General features: G+C 43.6%; 21 protein-coding genes. 7 read left to right on the top strand and 14 right to left on the bottom strand.

The window, feature by feature from the left end; translation table 11 throughout:
- Positions 1 to 67: 67 nt before the first annotated feature.
- The 4 genes from apaG to KFE98_03340 all read right to left on the bottom strand — a co-directional run bounded on the left by apaG (position 68) and on the right by KFE98_03340 (position 3,251).
- Entirely contained in the window at positions 68 to 454 is a 387-nt protein-coding gene (gene apaG / locus KFE98_03355) for a Co2+/Mg2+ efflux protein ApaG (protein ID UTW63207.1), read from the bottom strand.
- A 45-nt stretch (positions 455 to 499) separates the two neighbouring features.
- Positions 500 to 1,819 (bottom strand): DUF5103 domain-containing protein, encoded by a 1,320-nt coding sequence (locus KFE98_03350; GenBank protein ID UTW63206.1) that lies wholly within the window; start codon positions 1,817 to 1,819, stop codon positions 500 to 502.
- A gap of 110 nt (positions 1,820 to 1,929) precedes the next feature.
- Positions 1,930 to 2,562, bottom strand: a complete 633-nt coding sequence (locus tag KFE98_03345; protein ID UTW63205.1) for a peroxiredoxin — start codon at positions 2,560 to 2,562, stop codon at positions 1,930 to 1,932.
- 170 nt (positions 2,563 to 2,732) lie between these two features.
- Positions 2,733 to 3,251, bottom strand: coding sequence for a hypothetical protein (locus KFE98_03340; protein UTW63204.1), 519 nt, complete (start codon positions 3,249 to 3,251; stop codon positions 2,733 to 2,735).
- Between the two features lie 277 nt (positions 3,252 to 3,528).
- Between KFE98_03340 and KFE98_03335 the strand changes: the two genes are divergently transcribed.
- Both KFE98_03335 and KFE98_03330 read left to right on the top strand, forming a co-directional pair.
- On the top strand, positions 3,529 to 4,104 hold the full coding sequence (locus KFE98_03335) for a hypothetical protein (protein UTW63203.1): 576 nt from the start codon (positions 3,529 to 3,531) through the stop codon (positions 4,102 to 4,104).
- A 400-nt stretch (positions 4,105 to 4,504) separates the two neighbouring features.
- Positions 4,505 to 7,420, top strand: coding sequence for a T9SS type A sorting domain-containing protein (locus tag KFE98_03330; protein ID UTW63202.1), 2,916 nt, complete (start codon positions 4,505 to 4,507; stop codon positions 7,418 to 7,420).
- Between the two features lie 306 nt (positions 7,421 to 7,726).
- On the opposite strand, the gene KFE98_03325 is transcribed toward KFE98_03330, so the two are convergent.
- From KFE98_03325 to KFE98_03305, 5 genes are all read right to left on the bottom strand, one after another.
- Positions 7,727 to 8,557 (bottom strand): NAD(P)H-binding protein, encoded by an 831-nt coding sequence (locus KFE98_03325; GenBank protein ID UTW63201.1) that lies wholly within the window; start codon positions 8,555 to 8,557, stop codon positions 7,727 to 7,729.
- A 52-nt stretch (positions 8,558 to 8,609) separates the two neighbouring features.
- Positions 8,610 to 9,104 carry a DUF1772 domain-containing protein gene (locus KFE98_03320; GenBank protein UTW63200.1) on the bottom strand — a complete coding sequence of 165 codons (495 nt, stop codon included), beginning with the start codon at positions 9,102 to 9,104 and terminating at the stop codon, positions 8,610 to 8,612.
- Positions 9,105 to 9,107: 3 nt separating this feature from the next.
- Positions 9,108 to 9,458 carry a hypothetical protein gene (locus KFE98_03315; GenBank protein ID UTW63199.1) on the bottom strand — a complete coding sequence of 117 codons (351 nt, stop codon included), beginning with the start codon at positions 9,456 to 9,458 and terminating at the stop codon, positions 9,108 to 9,110.
- 95 nt (positions 9,459 to 9,553) lie between these two features.
- Positions 9,554 to 10,408, bottom strand: coding sequence for a helix-turn-helix transcriptional regulator (locus KFE98_03310; protein ID UTW63198.1), 855 nt, complete (start codon positions 10,406 to 10,408; stop codon positions 9,554 to 9,556).
- 125 nt (positions 10,409 to 10,533) lie between these two features.
- Positions 10,534 to 10,938, bottom strand: a complete 405-nt coding sequence (locus tag KFE98_03305; protein UTW63197.1) for a hypothetical protein — start codon at positions 10,936 to 10,938, stop codon at positions 10,534 to 10,536.
- A 345-nt stretch (positions 10,939 to 11,283) separates the two neighbouring features.
- Between KFE98_03305 and KFE98_03300 the strand changes: the two genes are divergently transcribed.
- Genes KFE98_03300 through KFE98_03290 form a run of 3 tightly spaced genes read left to right on the top strand, consistent with a single transcriptional unit; the run spans position 11,284 to position 15,164 of the window.
- Positions 11,284 to 13,716: a TonB-dependent receptor gene (locus tag KFE98_03300; protein ID UTW63196.1), complete on the top strand. Its 2,433-nt coding sequence runs from the start codon at positions 11,284 to 11,286 to the stop codon at positions 13,714 to 13,716.
- A 50-nt stretch (positions 13,717 to 13,766) separates the two neighbouring features.
- Positions 13,767 to 14,495: a DUF2490 domain-containing protein gene (locus KFE98_03295; GenBank protein ID UTW63195.1), complete on the top strand. Its 729-nt coding sequence runs from the start codon at positions 13,767 to 13,769 to the stop codon at positions 14,493 to 14,495.
- Between the two features lie 39 nt (positions 14,496 to 14,534).
- Positions 14,535 to 15,164, top strand: coding sequence for a Crp/Fnr family transcriptional regulator (locus KFE98_03290; GenBank protein ID UTW63194.1), 630 nt, complete (start codon positions 14,535 to 14,537; stop codon positions 15,162 to 15,164).
- A gap of 196 nt (positions 15,165 to 15,360) precedes the next feature.
- Here KFE98_03290 and KFE98_03285 read toward each other — a convergent pair whose 3' ends face one another.
- The 4 genes from KFE98_03285 to KFE98_03270 form a co-directional block, all read right to left on the bottom strand.
- A complete protein-coding gene (locus tag KFE98_03285; protein ID UTW63193.1) occupies positions 15,361 to 16,161 on the bottom strand; it encodes a hypothetical protein in 801 nt (266 codons plus the stop codon).
- Positions 16,162 to 16,164: 3 nt separating this feature from the next.
- The gene (locus KFE98_03280) at positions 16,165 to 16,656 is read right to left on the bottom strand and encodes a hypothetical protein (protein ID UTW64629.1); all 492 of its coding nucleotides are present in this window, start codon (positions 16,654 to 16,656) and stop codon (positions 16,165 to 16,167) included.
- 97 nt (positions 16,657 to 16,753) lie between these two features.
- Positions 16,754 to 17,176, bottom strand: coding sequence for a hypothetical protein (locus tag KFE98_03275; GenBank protein UTW63192.1), 423 nt, complete (start codon positions 17,174 to 17,176; stop codon positions 16,754 to 16,756).
- 5 nt (positions 17,177 to 17,181) lie between these two features.
- Positions 17,182 to 17,649 carry a hypothetical protein gene (locus KFE98_03270; GenBank protein UTW63191.1) on the bottom strand — a complete coding sequence of 156 codons (468 nt, stop codon included), beginning with the start codon at positions 17,647 to 17,649 and terminating at the stop codon, positions 17,182 to 17,184.
- Positions 17,650 to 17,796: 147 nt separating this feature from the next.
- On the opposite strand from KFE98_03270, the gene KFE98_03265 reads away from it, so the two are divergent.
- Both KFE98_03265 and KFE98_03260 read left to right on the top strand, forming a co-directional pair.
- Complete coding sequence (locus KFE98_03265; GenBank protein ID UTW63190.1) at positions 17,797 to 18,312, top strand: hypothetical protein; 516 nt, start codon at positions 17,797 to 17,799, stop codon at positions 18,310 to 18,312.
- 170 nt (positions 18,313 to 18,482) lie between these two features.
- The gene (locus KFE98_03260) at positions 18,483 to 19,235 is read left to right on the top strand and encodes a hypothetical protein (protein ID UTW63189.1); all 753 of its coding nucleotides are present in this window, start codon (positions 18,483 to 18,485) and stop codon (positions 19,233 to 19,235) included.
- Here the strand turns inward: KFE98_03260 and KFE98_03255 are convergent.
- Entirely contained in the window at positions 19,210 to 19,959 is a 750-nt protein-coding gene (locus tag KFE98_03255) for a response regulator transcription factor (protein UTW63188.1), read from the bottom strand. The genes KFE98_03260 and KFE98_03255 overlap by 26 nt on opposite strands.
- Positions 19,960 to 20,000: the final 41 nt, after the last annotated feature.

The raw sequence follows: 20,000 nt of genomic DNA, 5'->3' as shown, positions 1-20,000 counted from the left end.
CGCCTGCAAATTTAGGTAAAAATGAGGGGGGAATGGCTTGCCGGGATCGGCAAAAAGAGTTAAATGCTTAGTTCAGTTTATTGGGCAGTATTAGCTCAAATCTGGGGATGTTTACTTCCATCAAGTGCTGGTATTCTTCCTTGCGAAAAAGGTAGGAGCCTTCCATCCATCCCATGCTGCTGTGTAAGTCGCAGTAGGATTGGTAACGATAGCATTCGCCCGGAGTCAAAATGGGTTGTTCACCAATAACCCCATTGCCACGAACTTCCCGCTTGGGAAACAAACTGTCGTAAATGATCCAATGGCGTTTTAAAAGCTGAACTGAAAAATCGTTGTGGTTAGTAATACTGATATCGTAGGCAAACAGAAATTGCCCCGATTCGGGCTCACTGTTTTTCTCCAGGTAATAGGACTTAACGTCTACCTTAATTCCTGATGTTGTTAACGAAATCACAATTACTTTTTAACGATGATGCTACCGTAAATATACGGATTAATATCAGTCTTTCTTGATAACGTCAACGGGAAAAATTACTGTTTTCAGACCGACTAAACGGTCGAATTCGTCTCCCGGACGGCGGTGATACACCAAAACGGTGTATTCATTTTTGGTTTCAGAAAAACTTCCTTCTACTGGGCGAAGATCCCCGACTTTGTCTCCCCCTTTTTTAACGGAGTGAAACAGCCAATTGTAAAAACCCTGCTTGAGGTACAACGGTCTTTCATAACGTTTTTTGACTTCATTGTACCGCATTTTATAGCGATCACCGTGCTCATAATCAGATAGTCCGCCAAAAATGTAGTAGTCTGTATTCGGAGTAGGATAGTCTTGTAACAAATAGAAATAGACCATGGCATAATCGGCATCGAGGTGCGAACCAGCTTCATGCTCCGTTTGCCCAATGATTTGATTGCCAAAAATGTTCTGCCGGGAATTGATCACCGTATGCTGAATACGGGGTTTTACCTTATCCATGAAGATGTGAATGGTATCCGGTCGCTTAATGGATCCTTCGACGTTTTCGGAGCGCAGATTAAAATTTCGAATGTCGAAAAAGCGGTACTCATTTCCCGCAAAAAAGGTGTTCTCTTCCTCGTAATCATAGCGTAATCGATCAGCTTCTATGAAAATGGGTTTGAGATCGGTAATGGCATTGTCCCAGCGTTGGTTTTGGAGGATCACTAAATGCACATCCTGCGAAGGATTGTAAATAGGATAACCCGGGTGGTCGATAATTACATCTACTTCCTGTTTTTGAAAACGCAGGGCCGGATCAAATGCTTTACCCACATTTACCTGCAGTCTAACCCGGTCTTCTACCACCATAAACCTCCGCGTTATCATCATTTTCGTTGGGTCACCATCGCGGTATACCTGAATGATGTAGTTGCCCGAAGCTTTGATTTGCATTTCCTCATTCGGGAAGGTGATTCTGTAATGGATGTAGCGTTGGTTCATCGCCCGTGAAAACTCGTATTGGTTGTCGTAGCCTTCTTCCATGCCATCGGCATATTCCCAAAAATCCACATCGCTGGTTTCCCAATTCGCATCGCAATGGATTATCCGGTAATTGATGTCGCGAACCTCCATGCTGAAGTCGTCAAAAAGGAGGCTTAAGGTTTCTCTTCTGCCCAGGCGAATGATGGGGTCGTTGAGGTAACCGTTGTTTCTCACCAATTGAACGGTGTGGATATCGTCGTCGTATACCCGGTTGCGGTTTTCAGGTCTTGGAGCAGATACATAATCAGGCACTTCGTCCTGGGCCATTCCGGCGGGTTGAATACTCAGAAAAACAAGTACGAGTAGCAGGTAGCGCATGGATCAAAAATACAGTTATACGGGAAGCGTCTGAATAAATTGTGCCAAATAAAAAAGCGGCTGTCCCAGGTATGGAACAAACCGCTTTCCTTATGTGTTTATTTCAACTCTTAGTGAGCAGCCAAATAATCAGCAACTCCTTCGTGAGTGTCTTTCATAGCGTCGTCACCCTGGTTCCAGTCAGCAGGACAAACTTCACCGTTTTCTTCGAAGTGCAACAAAGCATCAACCATACGAAGAGCTTCACCAACGCTTCTTCCTAATGGGAAGTTGTTTACTACTTGGTGCTGAACAACTCCGTTTTTGTCGATTAAGAACAATCCACGGAAAGCGATCATTGGTCCAGTAGCGATCAAGTTACCTTGCTCATCCAAATCGTAGTCTCCGGCCAAAACACCGTAGTTAGCAGAAATGGTTTTTGTAGTATCGGCAACGATAGGGTAGTTTACACCTTGAATACCACCTTGGCTTTTGGGCATTTGCAACCATCCCCAGTGAGACTCAGCAGTGTCAGTAGAGCAAGCTACTACTTCAACACCACGTTGCTTAAACTGATCCAAAGCAGCGTTAAAAGCGTGCAATTCGGTAGGACAAACGAAGGTGAAATCTTTTGGGTAGAAAAAGAACAAAACGTGGCTTTTTCCAATGTATTGATCCAGAGAAAAGTCATTGATCACTTCTCCACCGTTAGCTACAGCGGTCTCTGAAAATGAGGGAGCTTTTTTTCCAACTAAAACTGACATAATTATCTTGTTTTTGAATTTAAGATGTGTGCAATATTTCCCGGCAAAAGTAAACTTTACCAGACCGGCAAAAATAAAGGCTTTTCGAAATTATTGTTAACTCCTTGGGAGACAATTTTTGGAGGAGATGGTTTAGCTTAAAAATGGGCGTCGAAAAGATATATTTTGGTTCATCGGGTTAACCGCTTCCATTCCTGATAATCTTGCTTGTTCCGAATTTTTCGATCCTCCTTTTTAGCCTGAAGAATTTTCACGTCCTGCCGGTTAACTCTTTTTTTGATGAAATCATCCAGCTCAACTCCTGAAAGTACTAAAACTCGACCGCGTTTGGAGTCGAGTAAAATATAGTTTCTACTTTGGCATGGCCAGAGTTGAAGATCATAGGGTTTAAGTACAAATCGATCCAGCCTTAGCACGTCCTGCCTGATGATGCCAGCCAGGTTATTCCCGGTTCCCTTCAAACTGGTTTCCCATTTAATCTTTCCATTGTCCTTCACACAACGAACAACGGTGTCTGCTCTTGAATAGATAATGGTATGACCGTTAGTCAAAGACATGGAAAAGCTGTCTCTCGGTGCGCAGGCACCAAAAATCCGTTCAAAGGGGTTAGACTTTTTAGTGCTATCGGTTTGGCCATAAACGGTAGGAAGGTAGGAGAGTAGCATGAATAACAGGAGGGTACGAATCACGGTCGATTTTTGGAGTAAACGAAGCCGAGACTTTTGAATTGTATGGGATTTGTTTTTTCGGCGGTACTGAATGAGGATTACTCACTTCGCTCATGAGCCAGGCACATTAAGGCTTTTCGATATTAGGGTAAACTCCTTGTCGGACAGTTTTAGATGGAGATAGTATAGAGCGAAATTCTCGATTTTATCAAAGGATTGTGCCGTTGATCTTTCGAAGGATTTGGTATTGAAAAAAGGGAGGTAAATTCGTTGATGACTTTCCAGAAATTTCCCTGCCTTGATTGATACCATCCAATTAAAAAATGGAGAAACTCGCTCCCGCCAAGTCGTTTGGGTAATCAAGATTTGCATGGTCTTCATCCTGATTTTTGGTCCTTGGGTATTTCTATCGAATCAACTTCTTGCCTTCGTGATTTTCGTGGCAATCGTTCTTTTGGGAGCCTTAACTTATTCTCATCACACCACCTTCTATTTGTCCAAAGGAAGAATGGAGTTAAAACCCATCGTTTTTTGGGTGGTTCCGTTTGGTAAAACCCAAAGGTGGACCAAGTCCGACATGGATTCTGTGGTTTTGTCTGATAATGTGGTTAAGGGAAGGGTAGTCTCTCCACTAAATTCGTGGAATGGAGGAAATACCTACCGCAAAAGTTATGATCAGTATGGAATTTATCTGCGCTCCAGCAAATTGAAAAAAGTGATTTTGATTCAGACCTATTTCGATTATTCTCAAGCCTTGGAACTTACCCAAAAAATTGCCAAACGCTGGGAGTGTGAATTAGTCGATCGCTATGCCATTAAGATGGAAGCAGGGCGAGTAGCGAGGATGAAACGGAGAGCTGCTGGGAGGAGGTAAATCATCCTGAGCTGTGAGTTTCGAAAGAACCTTGCCCCCTCTCTTGGGCAATATGAGACTACAATAGGTTGATCCCAAACCACAAATCCCAAAAATTGAAAGGATAGTTTAGCCATTCCTGATATTTGACCGAATTGGACCATGACCAAGTTCAAATTCAATAGTACCAAATTCTTCAGTACTACTACCGGATTCAAATCAGGTGTTTTATCCTAACCTATGGGCATTCACTTTTGGTTTGGGTATGAGCCGAAAAACCCATAGAAGAAGTAGGCACTTAACTTAAACTTATCGATCGATGAAAAAAATCTTTTTATTAGTCTGGGTTGGATTCCTGATGGGGCCAATTCAGGCACAAATTAGTTTACAAGGAGGGTACGGAAATCATCTTGTCTTAGACATGGCGGGGACGTACACAAATGCTGGTATTGGGACCGTCAATCCAGACCCCGCCGACCAATGGACCGCTGTTGAATCTATGTCTGGTGGAGGGAATATTGAAGGTGGAATATGGAATTACGATACCTTAATCATTCGCGGGCCTTCCTGGCAGACCTTTATTCGGATCAATGGCGATAGCACATATACCAATGTTTGGGATATAGAACAGGCCGCTTCTGGAGATGTTTATTTTGTGGGTGAGGTTTTGGATTCTATCATATTTAATCCTTCAAAAAAGTACAGATATGCCAATGAAGGTTTACTGCTGGTTAAGCTTAATTCTTCGGGAGTATATCAATGGCATAAATACTTACCCCTGGCAGAAGGGTATGATTTGGAGTTGGACCCTAGCGACAATCCCGTAGTTGTTGGGCGAAGAGCCTCAGACGCCCTTTTAATGAATAAGTACAATCCAAGTGGAACTCTCATTGCTCAATTATCCGCTACGAGTGGAGGTTCAGGTTTTGGGGAAGGTCATGGAATTGCGCTAAGCGGATCTCATTTTTATGTGACTGGAACCTTTTTGGATTCATTAAAAATGGGAAATAAAGTGGTTTATAGTTCCAGCCAGGCGATGTTCATGGCCAAGGTAAAAGCAGATTTGAGCGGTGTTGAATGGCTTGATGAAAGTTACTTTCCTGGCTCTGCCTGCATAGGGTATGACGTCGAAATTGATGGCTGTGGTTACCCTGTAGGAGCAGGTACCTACCGTTCTGGAAGGTTTACAGGCAAGCTATGGCTGTACCGCTACCACCCGGATGGAACCTATTTGGGCAGTTATACATTTAATGGAGGCGCAGAACATGTTGAAGCCTATGCGATGGAAATTACGGGAACAAATACATTTAACATTGGAGGCCAGTTTCATGACACCATGGTTGGCCCTCTGAATAGTATTAACCCGATTGACACCAATCTTTTGGGCTTTACAGCAACAATTGATACTTGTATGCTTTCTGCAATGGTTCAGGCTGAGAGCTATTCCACTTCTTGGAGTTCTGCGCCTATCAATCTTTCCGGGTTTCCTTCTGGAGGTACTTTTTCAGGTGTGGGTGTAACCGGTACTCAATTCGATCCTAATGTAGCAGGACCAGGTGATCACGTGATCTATTATTCCGTTTCGGACTGCCATTGCTCCGCTTTAGATTCCATCACCATTCATGTTGATTGTTATCCCAATGATCAATTCATTGAATACATGAATATCCACCAGCACAATACCCAAAATTACCCTCATTTTAGAAGAAAGGAATCAGACTACTTTGTGGATTCAATTCCAGATCGGGAAACAGGTCTTCCTACTCCGGTTCAACGAGTAATTACCGTTGCGACGAGCCAGGATAATAGCGGTGACATTTATGTGTCTTTGGCCGCCGACTCAGGACGTGTAATTTGGACTAATCGATATGGTGGTTCCAATCAAGATCGTGGTACTTCAGTGAAAAAATGTGCGGACGGTTATATTGTTAGTGGTACTACCCTAAGCTACGGAAGTACAAAGAAAAAACCATTCTTGCTTCGTTTAAATCGTGATGGCTCTGTGAAGTGGTTTCAGGTTTATGAAATCAGCAACCATGTCTTGAGTACTAATGCTGTTGAACTGAACAATGGAGATATTGCCATGGTTGGTTTTTACAACGGCCATGAGTATTCAGGTCAGGTACATGATTTCTTTACTCTTGTAGCTGATAGCACAGGCTCACTATTAGCTTTTCGTCAGTTAGGTAAAGCCACAAGAAACTGGGAATACATGCGTGATGTCGAGCCAACATCAGATGGTGGATTTGTGATCGTTGGAAATACCGGACACAATTATGACTACCATGCTGGTTTGGTCATTAAAATGGACAATAGCTACAATGTTCAATGGGCTCATAAGTTCAGACGAACCTTAGCCGGAGGTGTTTATAACCTCAATGGACCTTCATCCGAAAGAAGTAATACTTTTTTCACAGCGATTAAGGAGACTGCGAGTGGAGAGTTCATTGTTGTTGGTCGCACGAGTGATCACACTGGTTCTGGAACTAATGCCACTTTTCGTCATGGATTAATCGTAAGACTAAGCTCAACTGGAAACTTGATCAACCATCTAATGGTAGCCAAGGATGTATCTGAAATGATGTTGTTGCACAACTTGACCATAAATGATCGAGGTGAAACCGTTGTTACCGGTAAGACTCGTTTGAGCTCTTCAGGATTGGAACGTACTCATTTATTCGCTTTAGATCCACTGTGGAGCTCTTTGGTTTTCTCGGTAGAGTACGATATGGATGCAAAAAACGTAGGGTTAGGCGTGTGGCAATCTCCTGATAGAGGATATACCATAACCGGACTAACTGGGGCCACTGGATCAACCCGTAAGCCTTTTGTCATTAATTCTGATTCCGTTGGTACATCTCAAACTCAAACATTATGCGATGTACCGCTGACCATTCACATGTATCAAGATCCGATTGAGGAGAGTATTTACAATTGGGAGGAAAATAACCCGGATGTGTCCGAATCAGGATACAGCATTGGCAAAACTGATCTTTGCGTACAACTGTTCGATTGTAGTGCGACCGGAGTTCCTACTGGTCGTGAAAAAGTTTCCGCTGATGATGATGAGTGGTTGGACGTGGTTTATGGCTCAGGTGATGAATTACAAAAAGACCCGATTCAGGTTTATCCGAATCCAGCTACCAATCAAGTTTCATTTACCAGACCTGTCCTGGACGTGAAAATTTTGGACCTTTCAGGACGTATCATCTTGGATGCCCCTGGACTTCAGGCTAATCAGTTGTCGCTTGGTGAACTTACGCCAGGTACTTATTTGATAAGCTGGAAAGAAAATGAAGGAAGTTTGTTTGAAACTACTCCTTTAATTATCGAGTAATCTAAAATCAAAAACATGATGAGAAAGCGGACTTCGGTCCGCTTTTTTACTTTTTAGGGTAAGGATGTTGTGAATTGCACTACCCAAGTGGACCTACTATGGAAAACAAGCAAACCCCTCCCCGAAAAATATCGGAAAGGGGCTTTCCCACAGGCAGAGTCAATAGCGGAAAAAGGTTCGAAGGCCATTTCGGACGGCATAAAAAAGAAGCTTCTTAAGAGATTTGGGAATGTTCACTTCCAGAATGGGCCTTACGCGAAATGCTGATTCTGTTCTTGAGGAAACCATTGCTCGATCCATAGTTACTTAGGCAACGGTCCAAACTCCGGTTTGGGCAGTCCTCTGGACATATTGGCTAAAATCGATCGCCGGGCGACCAAGAACCTTTTCCACATCCTGGGTGATTTCTGAGTTTTTAGGATTCCCCAGCACTTCACGAAAGAGGTATTCAATCAACCAGATAAAATCTTCGGGTAGCTGAGCTTGGCGCATTCCTTCTCCATATTCTTCCACGGTAATTGGCACAAAGGTGATGGCTCGATTGCTGGCCTCGGCGATTTCGTAGATGGCCTCTTTAAAGGTTAGTGATCGAGGTCCGGTCAGTTGATAGATTTTTCCACTATGTGTTTCTTCCAAGAGTGCTTTGACCGCAACTTCGGCAATATCATCGGCGTCTACAAAGGGAATTTGAACTTCGGACTGAGGGAGGGCAACGAAACCATCCAAAATGGGATCTACCAAAAAGCTTTCACTAAAATTCTGGTTAAACCAGCTGGCCCTCACGATCGTATAATCCAATCCCGAGTGGATAACAACTTGTTCGCAAAGTTCGGCTTCGCGCTCTCCTTTTCCAGAGAGTAAAACTAATTTTTGAATACCCGTTTTTTGGGCTTCTTTGACCAATTGCTCAATCGCTTGAAGGGCTCCCGGCACGGCCAGGTCGGGTTGATAGGTGATGTATACCTGGTCCATTCCTTCCAAGGCATGAGTCCATTCTTCGGGTTGATGCCAATCAAATGAAGGTTGGTTGCTTCGGGAACCAATGCGCACATTATGTCCTTTTTGAGTTAACAAATCGACGATTCTGCGCCCGGTTTTTCCGGTTCCACCAAGTACTAAGATGTTCTCTGTTTTCATGTCTCTATTTTTTAAGTATTAATGATTTTGATCGTAAGGCGATCGGGTTGTTTTATTTCAGATTGAAGCTGCCCATAAGCAGCAGAATAAGTGAGGCGATAGAGCTTAGGGTGCGTATCCAATGCCAGCGGTTCCAGGGCTCTTCAAAGGTCTTTCTGAGCTGGGCCAGCTCTTGTTTACTCATCACTTCCAGAATGCTCCTGTCGAGGATTTCGTTGAGCGGGACATTTTTCGAAACAGTGACCACGCTTACACCTATGAAGAAAACCAAGGCGGCGATCAAAAAGGACCAAAAGGTGATGGGGCTGGTGTTCCTAAACCAATAGGCGTTTAGAAAGAGAAGAATGACTGGGCCAAAAAAAACGAGTATAAAACTGGGATTGATAATCGCCCGGTTCATGGCCTGAAAAGATTTTAGAAAAGTGTGATCATCAAGACTTCCAATTCCTGGGGTTATAGCATTTGACCAGGTGTAGCATAAGCCGGCTGTTAATCCGGTTAGAATGATGCCAAGCAATAAGCTGAGGGTTTTGAATGAGAGTTCCATGTTTTAAAATTTGGGAGTGGAGTTGATCCACGTTAGTAAATCGTCGTATTCGCTTTGAGTAAGCTTGATGCGGTTTCCACGAGGCATTCTCCTTTTTTCAAATACCTGCTCATAAATGTCCTGGGCCCAAGGGGACATGTTATCGGGAGTAAATACTCGCTTTTTGTTTTGCCTGCGGTGGCACACGTTGCACTTGGTATCCAGGATTTGGAAGGCACGTTCCTTATAGGTCAGTGGTAAAGAAAAATCGTAATGATCCTTCTGAGTGGAAGGCCCAGAGGGTTGTTGAAAGGTAACGGGGCCTTTTCCAACTAAGAGCCCTATACTTAAGAGAATGGTTCCAATTGCCATCATCGCGTTTTCGTTTTAAAAATTTGATGAAGCAAAGGTCAAGCGGTCCGTCTTGAATCATTTATTCGAGCGGAAGAACGATTTGTTCCAAAAGTGCACTACTTGATTTGGCTGGGTCGGTATCCGAATTTTTTGGAGAAAGCGTTGGAGAAGGAACTCAGGCTATCATAACCCACTTGCCAGGCGGCCTCCTGTACGGTTGCTTTTTGTTCGCTGATGAGTTTGTGGGCTGTGGACAGTCTTTCGTTGTGGAGGTATTTAAAAACAGGCTCTCCAAATACCGCTTTAAATTCCTTTTTGAGTTTGGACGTGTTGAGCCCAATTTGTCGGGAAAGTTCAGAAAGAGATGGCGGGTTGTCCAGGTTAGCAAGCAAAATATCCCGGGCCTCATTGAGCTTATCACGATGATCGGTTTGAGCCCTGGAATCATGCATCAACGCCAACTGCCCAAAGAAGTGGGAGAGTAGCGCCGTAATCTGGCTTCTGAAAAACATCATTTTGGTTTTTCCGGAATACTGGTTGGCAAACAAGGCATCCAGAATACGCTGCATTTCCGGAGTCATGAAAAAGCTCGGCCCTTCTACATAATGATCCTTGGGCTGCACCAATTCCTGGAGCAATTCTTTAAAGATTTCTCCTTCCTGATTCGGTAGTTTGTCCAAGTGTCGCAAGGCCGTTGCGATTACAATACACTCCAAATTTTTGTGCTCAGAAATGGTGTGTTCGAAACTTACCTGATCATCCGCATAGAAAGAAAGAGCCAGCCCCTTGGTGTGTTTAAAGTTCTTGGTTTTCTGCCCATACTTTACAGCCAGATCCACATTCCCCGATCCGTAAAAGGCAACGGCAATGAGTGGTTCTTCAAAGCCACAGATATCCACTTCCACAGTATTGGCCTGCGCTTCTTCTACCAGAATGATAAAATCGTTGATATGGATGTAATCGCGTGTCAAAGCAGTAAGGGAGGGTAAAATTAAGGTTAATTGAAATTCAGCATGACGGCAGCAATCTTTAAAGCATAAAAAAAGGGGCATTGCCCCTTCCCCAGTGTAGGTCACTGGAATGATGATGGTTCATCTTAGTAGCAAGGCGAGATGCTCGTTGCACAAGCCGCTTGATGCCAAACCACATACCAGTTTGTACCCACGTAATTAAAACTGGCTCCGGAACTTGCTGCACAAGAACCGCCCACAGTTTCACAAGCATTGGTGGGGCAAGAAGAATAGTTACTCACGTAATTACTCCAGGGTCCTGTGAAAGTAGTTCTCAGGCGATATTTGGATTGCGTACCAATATTGACTGAACTGGTGGAACAAGAATTAACCGACCCGGTTAAGGTTCCAAGTACATTACAATTGGCATCCAGGATGTCGAGCTCATACCCAACGGTACAGTTGCTCATGTTGCGAACGTTTACAATGGTTTGACTAACGGCGGTGTACCCAAAGGACACCAGGGCAAGCAGCATAACAAGCTTTTTCATAGTTGAAAAGGTTTAGAAAGATTAATAAAAGTGAAGGACTCAACCAAGACTTACAGGCTGAATCCAGGAGAGAATTCAATCCCACATGTAGGGTGTGGCTTTGAGCCATGATGTGGATTTTGTTTAAGGTTTGTTGATAGATTTTAAAATCATCTAATCAAGATTTGAAGGTAGTGATAATTTTTGAATTTCATTGTAAGTCAGTTATTTAAGTTTGTTTTGTTCGATGGGTAGGCCATTCATGGATTACTTGATTAACTTTCCCTATTGAGAATTTTGTGGATGCTTGTTTGAACCTTATTGGTATCGGTTGGTTCTTTCCATGAAAACCTAAAGAGACGAAAAATGATGCTTTTTGCTCGCTTGAGTTGGATAATGTTTATTGTTCTGGGAATCTCCGGAGTGCTGCAGGCTGGTGATGCCGGTACCGGAGGTGTTCGTGGTGTACTCACGGATGATATCAGCAATGAACCCCTACCCTTTGCCAACATCATCATTGATGGTACTACCAAGGGAACGACGACCAACATCAACGGAGAGTACCTAATTGAAGGCATTCAACCGGGGTTCATTCGATTAAAAGTATCGGTGTTGGGATACCGTTCTGTCATTAGTCCGGATATCCAGATCTTTTCAGGTCGAACGGTCAATTTTGACATCAAGATGGAAAAGACCGCCCAGCAGATGAAGGAAGTGGTGGTAGAAGCGAACCCCTTTAATCGAACGGAAGAAAGCCCACTTTCGATGCAGACGATTGGGGTAACGGAGATTGAACGGGCCGCAGGGGCGAACCGGGATGTATCCAAGGTGATTCAGTCTTTTCCGGGTGTGGCCTCAACGCCCGCTTTTCGAAACGATATTATTATTCGGGGTGGTGCTCCCAATGAGAACCGGTTTTACCTGGATGAAATTGAAGTGCCAAACATCAATCACTTTCAAACGCAAGGTGCTTCGGGCGGACCGGTAGGTATTATCAACGTAAACCTGATTCGAGAAGTGGATTTTCAGTCGGGAGCTTTTCCGGCAAGTCGGGGCAACATGATGAGTTCTTTACTAACCTTCAAGCAATTGGACGGTAATGCGGATAAACTTCGGGGTAAGGTTACCCTGGGTTCTTCGGATTTGGGTCTTACGCTCGACGGCCCCCTAAGCAAGAAAATGACCTTCGTGTTTTCGGTCAGGCAATCCTACCTTCAGTTTCTATTTAGTGCCCTGGATTTACCTTTTCTACCTACCTATTACGATTACCAAACCAAGCTGAAATACAAAATCAACCAGAAGAATGAAATCTCCCTGGTGAGCATAGGAGCTCTGGATAAGTTCAAACTAAACACCGATGCAAACGAAACCCGCCAGCAACAATATATTCTGGCCAATATTCCAGTTAATGAGCAATGGAATTACGCTATAGGAGCGGTGTACAAGCATTTTGGTGCAAACAGTTTTCAAACGATCGTAGTGAGTCGGAATATGCTCAACAATGAATCGACCAAATACCAGGACAACGACGACAGTAGTGAAGACAACCTAATCCTTAATTACCGTTCGCAGGAAATCGAAAACAAATTCCGCTTTGAAAATACTACTCGACTCAATGGCTGGAAATTGTCCTATGGCGTAAACTATGAATACGCTAAGTACAACAACAGCACCTACAACCGGGTGGTGATTCCTGGAAGTGGGTTAGGCCCTTCACGGGTAGATACGGTAGATTTTCAGTCGAATTTGGAAATGAATAAATATGGTGCCTTCGTTCAGGTAAGTAAGCGATTATTGGAAAGTAGATTGCGTATTTCAGCTGGAATTAGAGTGGATGGAAACGACTACAGCAGTGCCATGGAAAATCCATTGGAACAGTTTTCTCCACGAGCCAGTGCTTCTTTTGATTTGACAACGAACTGGTCCATCAACTTGGCAGCAGGACGATTCTACCAGCTTCCAGCCTATACCATATTGGGTTATCGCCAGGGCAACGAATTCATCAATCAGTCCACCGGATTAAAATACATCTATGCCGATCATTTGAATGGTGGAGTAGAGTGGAGGCCTCGCAAAACGGCCAAAATCACGGTAGAAGGTTTTTACAAAAAATACAACCAATATCCGCTTTCCGTGAACAAAGGAATTAGCCTGGCCAATATCGGAGCTGACTTTGGCGTAGTGGGTAACGAACGGGTGATTTCTACCTCAGAAGGCCGGGCATACGGAATTGAAGTATTGGCCCAGCAGAAGTTGTATAAAGGATTTTACGGTATTCTTTCCTACACCTGGGTGAGAAGCGAGTTTACCAATGCCGGAGGAGCTTACGCTCCATCTTCGTGGGACTCGGAGCATTTGGTGAGCTTGACAGCCGGAAAGAAGTTCAAAAAGAAATGGGAAGCTGGTGCCCGTTGGAGATACGTTCACGGACGACCTTATACGCCTTACAAGTTTCCCGAATCCTCTCTACGGGTAAACTACGATATCAATCCATCCGGTGTATTGGATTACCAGCAAATCAACTCGCAGCGTTTGGCTTCGTTCAATCAATTGGACATTCGGGTAGACAAGACCTTCAACTTCAAAAAATGGTCCTTAAACCTTTACCTGGACATTCAAAATATTCTCAACTTCCAAGCCGAAGATCAGGACTTCCTTTATCCAAGGCAGGATGATAACGGAAACTTCATTGTACTCAATCCTGATGACCCTTACGAGCAACAGGTCTATGATATGGAGCAAGTTCCTAACACCACCGGAACTGTATTGCCCACCATCGGTGTGATTCTCGAGTTTTAACAGCAATTTGGATTTTTCGTACCTATTTTTGCGGTCAAACAGACTTGAAAATGGGGATTAAAAACTGGCATAAGGGCATCATTACCCTGGCTCTAATTGCGTTTGGAATACAAGGATGGTCTCAGAAATCCGATCTGGGAGCTTGGTACATGTACATGGGAGATCAGCGCATCCAGGGAAGATGGCATTGGTGGAATGAAGTACAGTACCGGGATTATCAAATGATGGGCGACATTGAACAGCTCCTGCTGAGAACGGCTATTAGCTACGATCTTTCCGAAAACAACAACGCCCTTTCTTTGGGATACGGATATATTCACTCGGAAAATTACACCGATCCTATGCGAGAAATAAAGGATCAGAAATCCAAGGATGATGAACACCGAATCTACCAGCAGTTTTTTACCAAGCAAAAGTTTGGACGCTTCTACCTGAATCACCGGTTTCGCTTTGAGCAGCGATTTATCAATGCCCAGAGTACCTTGAAATATCGGTTGCGTTACTTCCTTCAGTTCAGAGCGGCTATCACCAAGCCTAAACTTGAAAAAGGATGCCTCTATTTTTCGGCTTACAATGAAATTTTTGTGACCTCTCCATCTTTTGAAATGGATCGGATGCGGACCTATACGGCTGCTGGATATCAATTGACTCCCAACCTCAAGTTGGAGGCTGGAGTGATGTACCAAAATGTGATTCAGGATCGGGGAAGAACTCAACTTCAAGTCTTGCTAATCAATAGCCTGCCCTTCAAAAAGAAGAGCAAGGATTCGACGAAATAGCGCATTTTTGTTTCCAGATCGAAATTCAGCCTGGAAACCATGCTCGATACCCAAGAAATATTTCGAAAGGCGCAGTTCATTTTAGAGCCCGATCTTCGGGAAGAAGTGGTTGCACAAGGAAAAGTGTTGTCGTTTGAAAAGGGAGAAACCATTGTTCGAGAAGGGCAATACGTAAAGGTTCTACCCATTGTTTTGACCGGACAAATTCGAGTGTTTCAGTCGCGCGAGGATCGAGAAATATTGCTCTATTATGTGCGTCCCGGGGAAACCTGTATGATGTCGCTATCAGCTTGTTTTTTTAATCACGAGAGTCCTTCTCAAGCCGTAGCTTCTTCAAAGGTTGAAATTCTTGCTATTCCGACCAATTTTATAACCGAATGGCAGCGCAAATATCCCTCCTGGAACAAGTTTGTGATTCAAACCTTTCGTAACCGTTACGACGAATTGCTGGACGCTTTTGAAAGCGTTGCCTTTAGCCATGTCGACAAACGGGTAATGAACTACTTAAGAACTCAGCAAGAGGAAAAAGGGGAGTCTATGATTCCCATTTCACACCAGCAGTTGGCCAATGAAATCGGAACCACCCGGGTGGTTGTTTCGCGTATCCTGAAACAGTTTGAAATGAATGGCCGGGTAAAATTGCACCGGGCAGCCATCGAGCTTCTGTAACTTTTTTCATCTCTGTATCATTTGATACCGTGATCTGATCTGTTGAGATCAGACCTTTGTTGCATGTCCTGTTTAGCTCAATGGTATGGATGATTCTGGTATTGAGATCCCGTTGGTCAAAAAGATATTCGTCGGGAACTTGTAGGGTTTGAGGGAGTCTTCTATTTTTTGAAGGCTCCCTTTCGTTTGTCTCTTTTTAGCCGCATCCTCCGCAGCCGCCACAACCTCCACATCCGGAACAGGCACTGCAACCGCCTCCTACACTGGCTCCGCCGTCATAAAAGGCAGCTGAGTTATAAGCTTCATCAAATGTACTGTCGTGAGCACTAAAGGCCAACCAGCCAGCACAATCATTAACATAGGCGTGCTTTCTTCGACCGAATTCGGCAATAAAATGTTCGTCGATTTCTTTCAGTAGGTCTATATCTACATTTTCAAGAAGGAAAACATGACCATGAATAGCCGTAATAATCTCCATGGCCTTTTTCTCATCATCACGAATGGCTTCAGGGAGCTCTTTCTCTAATCGGGCGAGGGTGGACTTGATTTCGGCCTGTACCTTTTGTCCTTCCTCAGAAAGCTTGATCGAGGCAAACATCTTGTGGAAGAAGCCTCTTTTAAAGTACCTATCAAGGTTGGATGATTTAAGGACATAGTTTTGGATATACCTTTGGCCTCCTTCCGAATTCTGGACCCCCATGGTAATGAGGTTGCGAATCAAAATTTTCAAGGTTTTGCTTTTAGCATAAGGGCTCAGAAAGATCATTTCATGAGGTTGAGCCTCATAATTCTCAAAATTGACCCCTCTAATCACGTAGTCGTGGATTCTGACCTTGGAGCGTGGGTGGCTGCTCTGTCTTCTTTCCATTTTGGTTTGCAAAACCTTTTTGAGCAATAAATCCATGAAGGTGTATTTCATGAGGTGCTTCAGCTTGGTATCCTTGGTGTTAAGAATCAAGTGAGTCTCGGCAGGGGTTAGTTTTGAGAGTATCTCCATTGGTTATTTGAATTTTGGTTTGGGAATCACCCAATTTCTATGCCGGTTTACCCGGGTAAAACGAAGTTCGCCAAATCGCACTTCACTTCGTGGCCAAATGTCTTCTGGGTAAGGTTCTTCGAACACTTGCTGGTAAAAGCGTTTGGTTTCCCCATACCAATCTTTGAACTTGTCTTTTTCTTGCTGACCGCCTTTGGTGGGGCCGTGATGAATATCCCGGTTCAAGGTGTTTTTACACAAATCAATCCAGTAGGAATGGGTGTATAACAAATGCAGGTGCCAAACCTGATCCACTTGATCAGAAGGAGTGAGTGGGTGCTTGGCAATACAAATCAGGAAGAGGAATTTCTTGTATTCGTGAATGGTGCGAACCGAGTATTCCATACTCCAATCGTTTTCCCGGGCTAATCGATCCGTAAAGGTGAAATCCGATTCGATATCATCGATTTCGAAATCCTGAATTCTGGTCCACAATAGGTGCTGTTCCTCGGTCATGAATGGTTCTGAAAAACTTCGTTGATCAGTTACGAAAATCATTCAAAATGCCGAATTGTAAGAAGTAAACTTGAAAAAAATTTGGGCTAACCTTGATTTAGTAATGACTTGGAAAGAATTTTAACTCCGTGATTTCCAGTTCTACTCCTTGCTCTTTGTCCAAGTTTAGGTTCCCAATTTGCGATTGGAGTATAGAGATAAAGTCTGGTCCGGTCTGTAGGTAGATATCGATCAAGGTGTCCGTTTCTGTTTTCATAATCTGAATTACCCGTCCCCTTATTTGATAGTGCTGGTCGATTCTTCGGATGTAGGAGTCTTTGTCCTGAAAACCTTCAATAAGCTTTAGGCTTAGCAGTCGATCGTAGTTTAATTCAACCAGGAGGTTTTCTATTCCAATCTGTTTTTCGAGATCCTCTTTTTCATTCCACACATGAGCCTTAAATCGCTCGGTTCCGTGCGTCAATTCAGCATAGGCAAACTGGTCTTTTTGATCGAGTATTTTGTGGATGGTTATTCCCATTCGTTTTAGCCTTGATGATCGAGGAATCGCCGTATGATGGTTTTTAATTCTTCATTACCAAATTTCTCTACCGTGTTTAGGGAGTCTTGGGATAACAATTTCGGATCTCCTCCACTTTCCAAAATCCACTTAACCATCGAGTTGTTTTTGGTATTCGTTGCCGTCATAACAGCAGTATTCAAGATCATTCCGTTTTCGGTGTTCAGGTCAACTCCTTTGGAAATGGAATACATTAAGCCGTCAATCTCATCGTTGTGCACTGCATAATAAACTCCGTTGTGATTTCCCCAGCTTATATCAGCTCCCATTGAAATTAGTTGTTCGCACGTTTCAATCCGGGAATAGGCCAAGGCGTTGCAAAGGGCCATATCCATTTCTTCCTGAGTATAAGTTTCACTAAGAACTTCTAACAACTTTTTGGTGCTGCCCTCTCCGGCAAGCCTTTCAATTTGATAGGTTCTGGATTCATTCATGGTTTGGCTATTTCCTTCGCCAACAATGATAGAGAATTACTGGTGATTCGAGGCTTCCTTAAATAGGGCATTGATATTCTTGCATCGAGAGTTAATCAATCAGCAAATTTTATTGAACTTTCCAATCCCTAAGCAATACTTCTAAATATGACTGACAAAACCACCGCTCTGAAGAAACGGATCCGAATCTGGACCTGGATATTTATCTTTTTTCTAGTACTAAGTGGGGTAACTGCCATTCCTGTAAAATGGGAAATGGACCTGCTACTCAGCATTTTTAACCCCACTACTTTTTCGGCTTCCTTTTGGATGCCTTTGCACGAGTTTTTAGCTGAAGTATCTGAGGGCATCAACCATGCTGATGAGCACTACCAGTTTCTATTCTATGGTTTTGATTGGTTGGCCTTTGGGCATATTGTTATTGCCATTGCATTTTATGGCCTCATCAAGGATCCGGTGCGCAACAAGTGGTTGATTCAATTCGGTATGATTGCCTGTGTACTCATTGTGCCAACGGCCTTTTTCTTAGGCGGGATGCGGGGAATCCCCTTTTTCTGGAAATTGGTGGATTGTTCTTTCGGATTGTTCGGAATAATCCCTCTTTGGATGGTCGGAAAATGGATCAATAAGCTCGAAATTTGGGAAGGTCAAGAGGCCAATTAAAGCCGGATTTGGGGTGCTTTATTAGGCTGTACTTGGCTCATTTTCTGAAGGTTTTCCAATATTCATTGAGGATATCTTGTTCTAAAGATAGTTTAGGAATGAACTTTTTTAATCTTTCTTCGTAGAAACCCTGACCCATTGAGGGTAATGTGCTTATAGGGAGGAAGATTATGAAAACACTAGTACTAGTGCTGTTGTGTCTATGCGTGCAAGTCACCATGGCGCAGAATCCAATCAACCAAATGTTTAAAGACATGCCTGAGGGCGAACACAAACTCCGATACAAGAATGGAACGGTTCGGAGCAAGTGGGTCATCAAAAACGGCAATCTCGACGGGGCCTATCTCGATTATTTCAAAAATGGAGAATTGCGGAGCGAAACGCTATTCAAGGATGGTAAACTTCACGGAGCCAATTATGTATACGATAAAAATGGCCGTGTAAAAATCGAAGAATACCACCGCAACGATACCCTGGTTTATTACAAGGAATACACCTACTACAAGTCGGGAACCGTACGCTCAAAGTTGACCCTGTACAACCACTCGGAAAACTACACGAATCTATCGGTACATACCAGTGACTCCAAACCCGGCAGCCTACGGTTCGATCCGAATAAAGCGTTTACCGAGGGCAACAACTCGGGTAGTTATGTGGAATATTACGAATCTGGAGAAATTCGATTGCGTGAAATTCTATTGGATCGTTACGTGCAGGAAAAGTCGGTGGAATATTACCGCAATGGCCAGGTATTTCGCGACAAGGAATACAAAGATGGAAAGCAGCATGGTGCCAGCCATGTGTACGACGAAAAAGGTCAACTAATTCGAGTGGAGAATTGGGAGAATGGCCGAAAAATAAGTACTTCCAAATCGGATGAAGGAACCAATGCCCAACTTAAACCGAGGGGAAATATCGGGTAAGAATATCCTGAACCAGTTTACGTCTCGATCTTGAAACGGGAACATTTGGGTTTCCAACTACCTCTAACGTTCCGCCGTCAATGCGTTTGTACCCCCGCACAAAGGAAAGGTGCACGATATGACTTTGGTGACAGCGGATAAATCTATCCTTCGGTAGGATCTCTTCAAAAGACTTAATGGTTTTGCTAATCAGTAGTGGATTCTCGCCATCCAAATGAATGTGGGTGTAGTTATCTTCCGATTCGAGTCGGATGATTTTGTTCAATTCAATGAAACTAATGCCCTGCGAAGTAGAGACACCAATTTTATCAAATTCCCCTTTTCTACGCGACTCCAAAAGACTTTCGTAGGCCTGGTCTGAAGGCGCTGTTTTTAGATCACCGGCCTTCTTTACGGCCTGAATGAGATCGTCTGGATTAATGGGTTTCATGATATAGTCTAAGGCGTTTATCCGAATCGCCTGAATCGCATATTGGTCAAAAGCCGTAACAAAAACCGTTTGAAAGTTCCGCACTTTCAATTTCTGCAGCAGATCAAACCCGGAATGACCACCCAGATCAATATCCAGAAAGACCAATTCTGGTTTTTGGGTGGAGATAAGATCCAAAGATTCGGGGAGGTTCGAGGCCATTCCTACGATCTTTATTTCCGGACAAAAGAGTTGGAGCATTTGATGAAGAGCTTCTCGAGCTTCCTGTTCATCATCCACAATTACAGTGCGCAAGGGTAGAGTTTAATTAGGGTTAATGAGCTATGGCTAAACCA

This window comes from bacterium SCSIO 12741 (genome assembly GCA_024398055.1).
Lineage (GTDB): Bacteria > Bacteroidota > Bacteroidia > Flavobacteriales_G > Salibacteraceae > SCSIO-12741.
The sequence above is the reverse complement of the archived record's forward strand: the minus strand, read 5'-3'. Positions and strand labels throughout refer to the sequence as shown.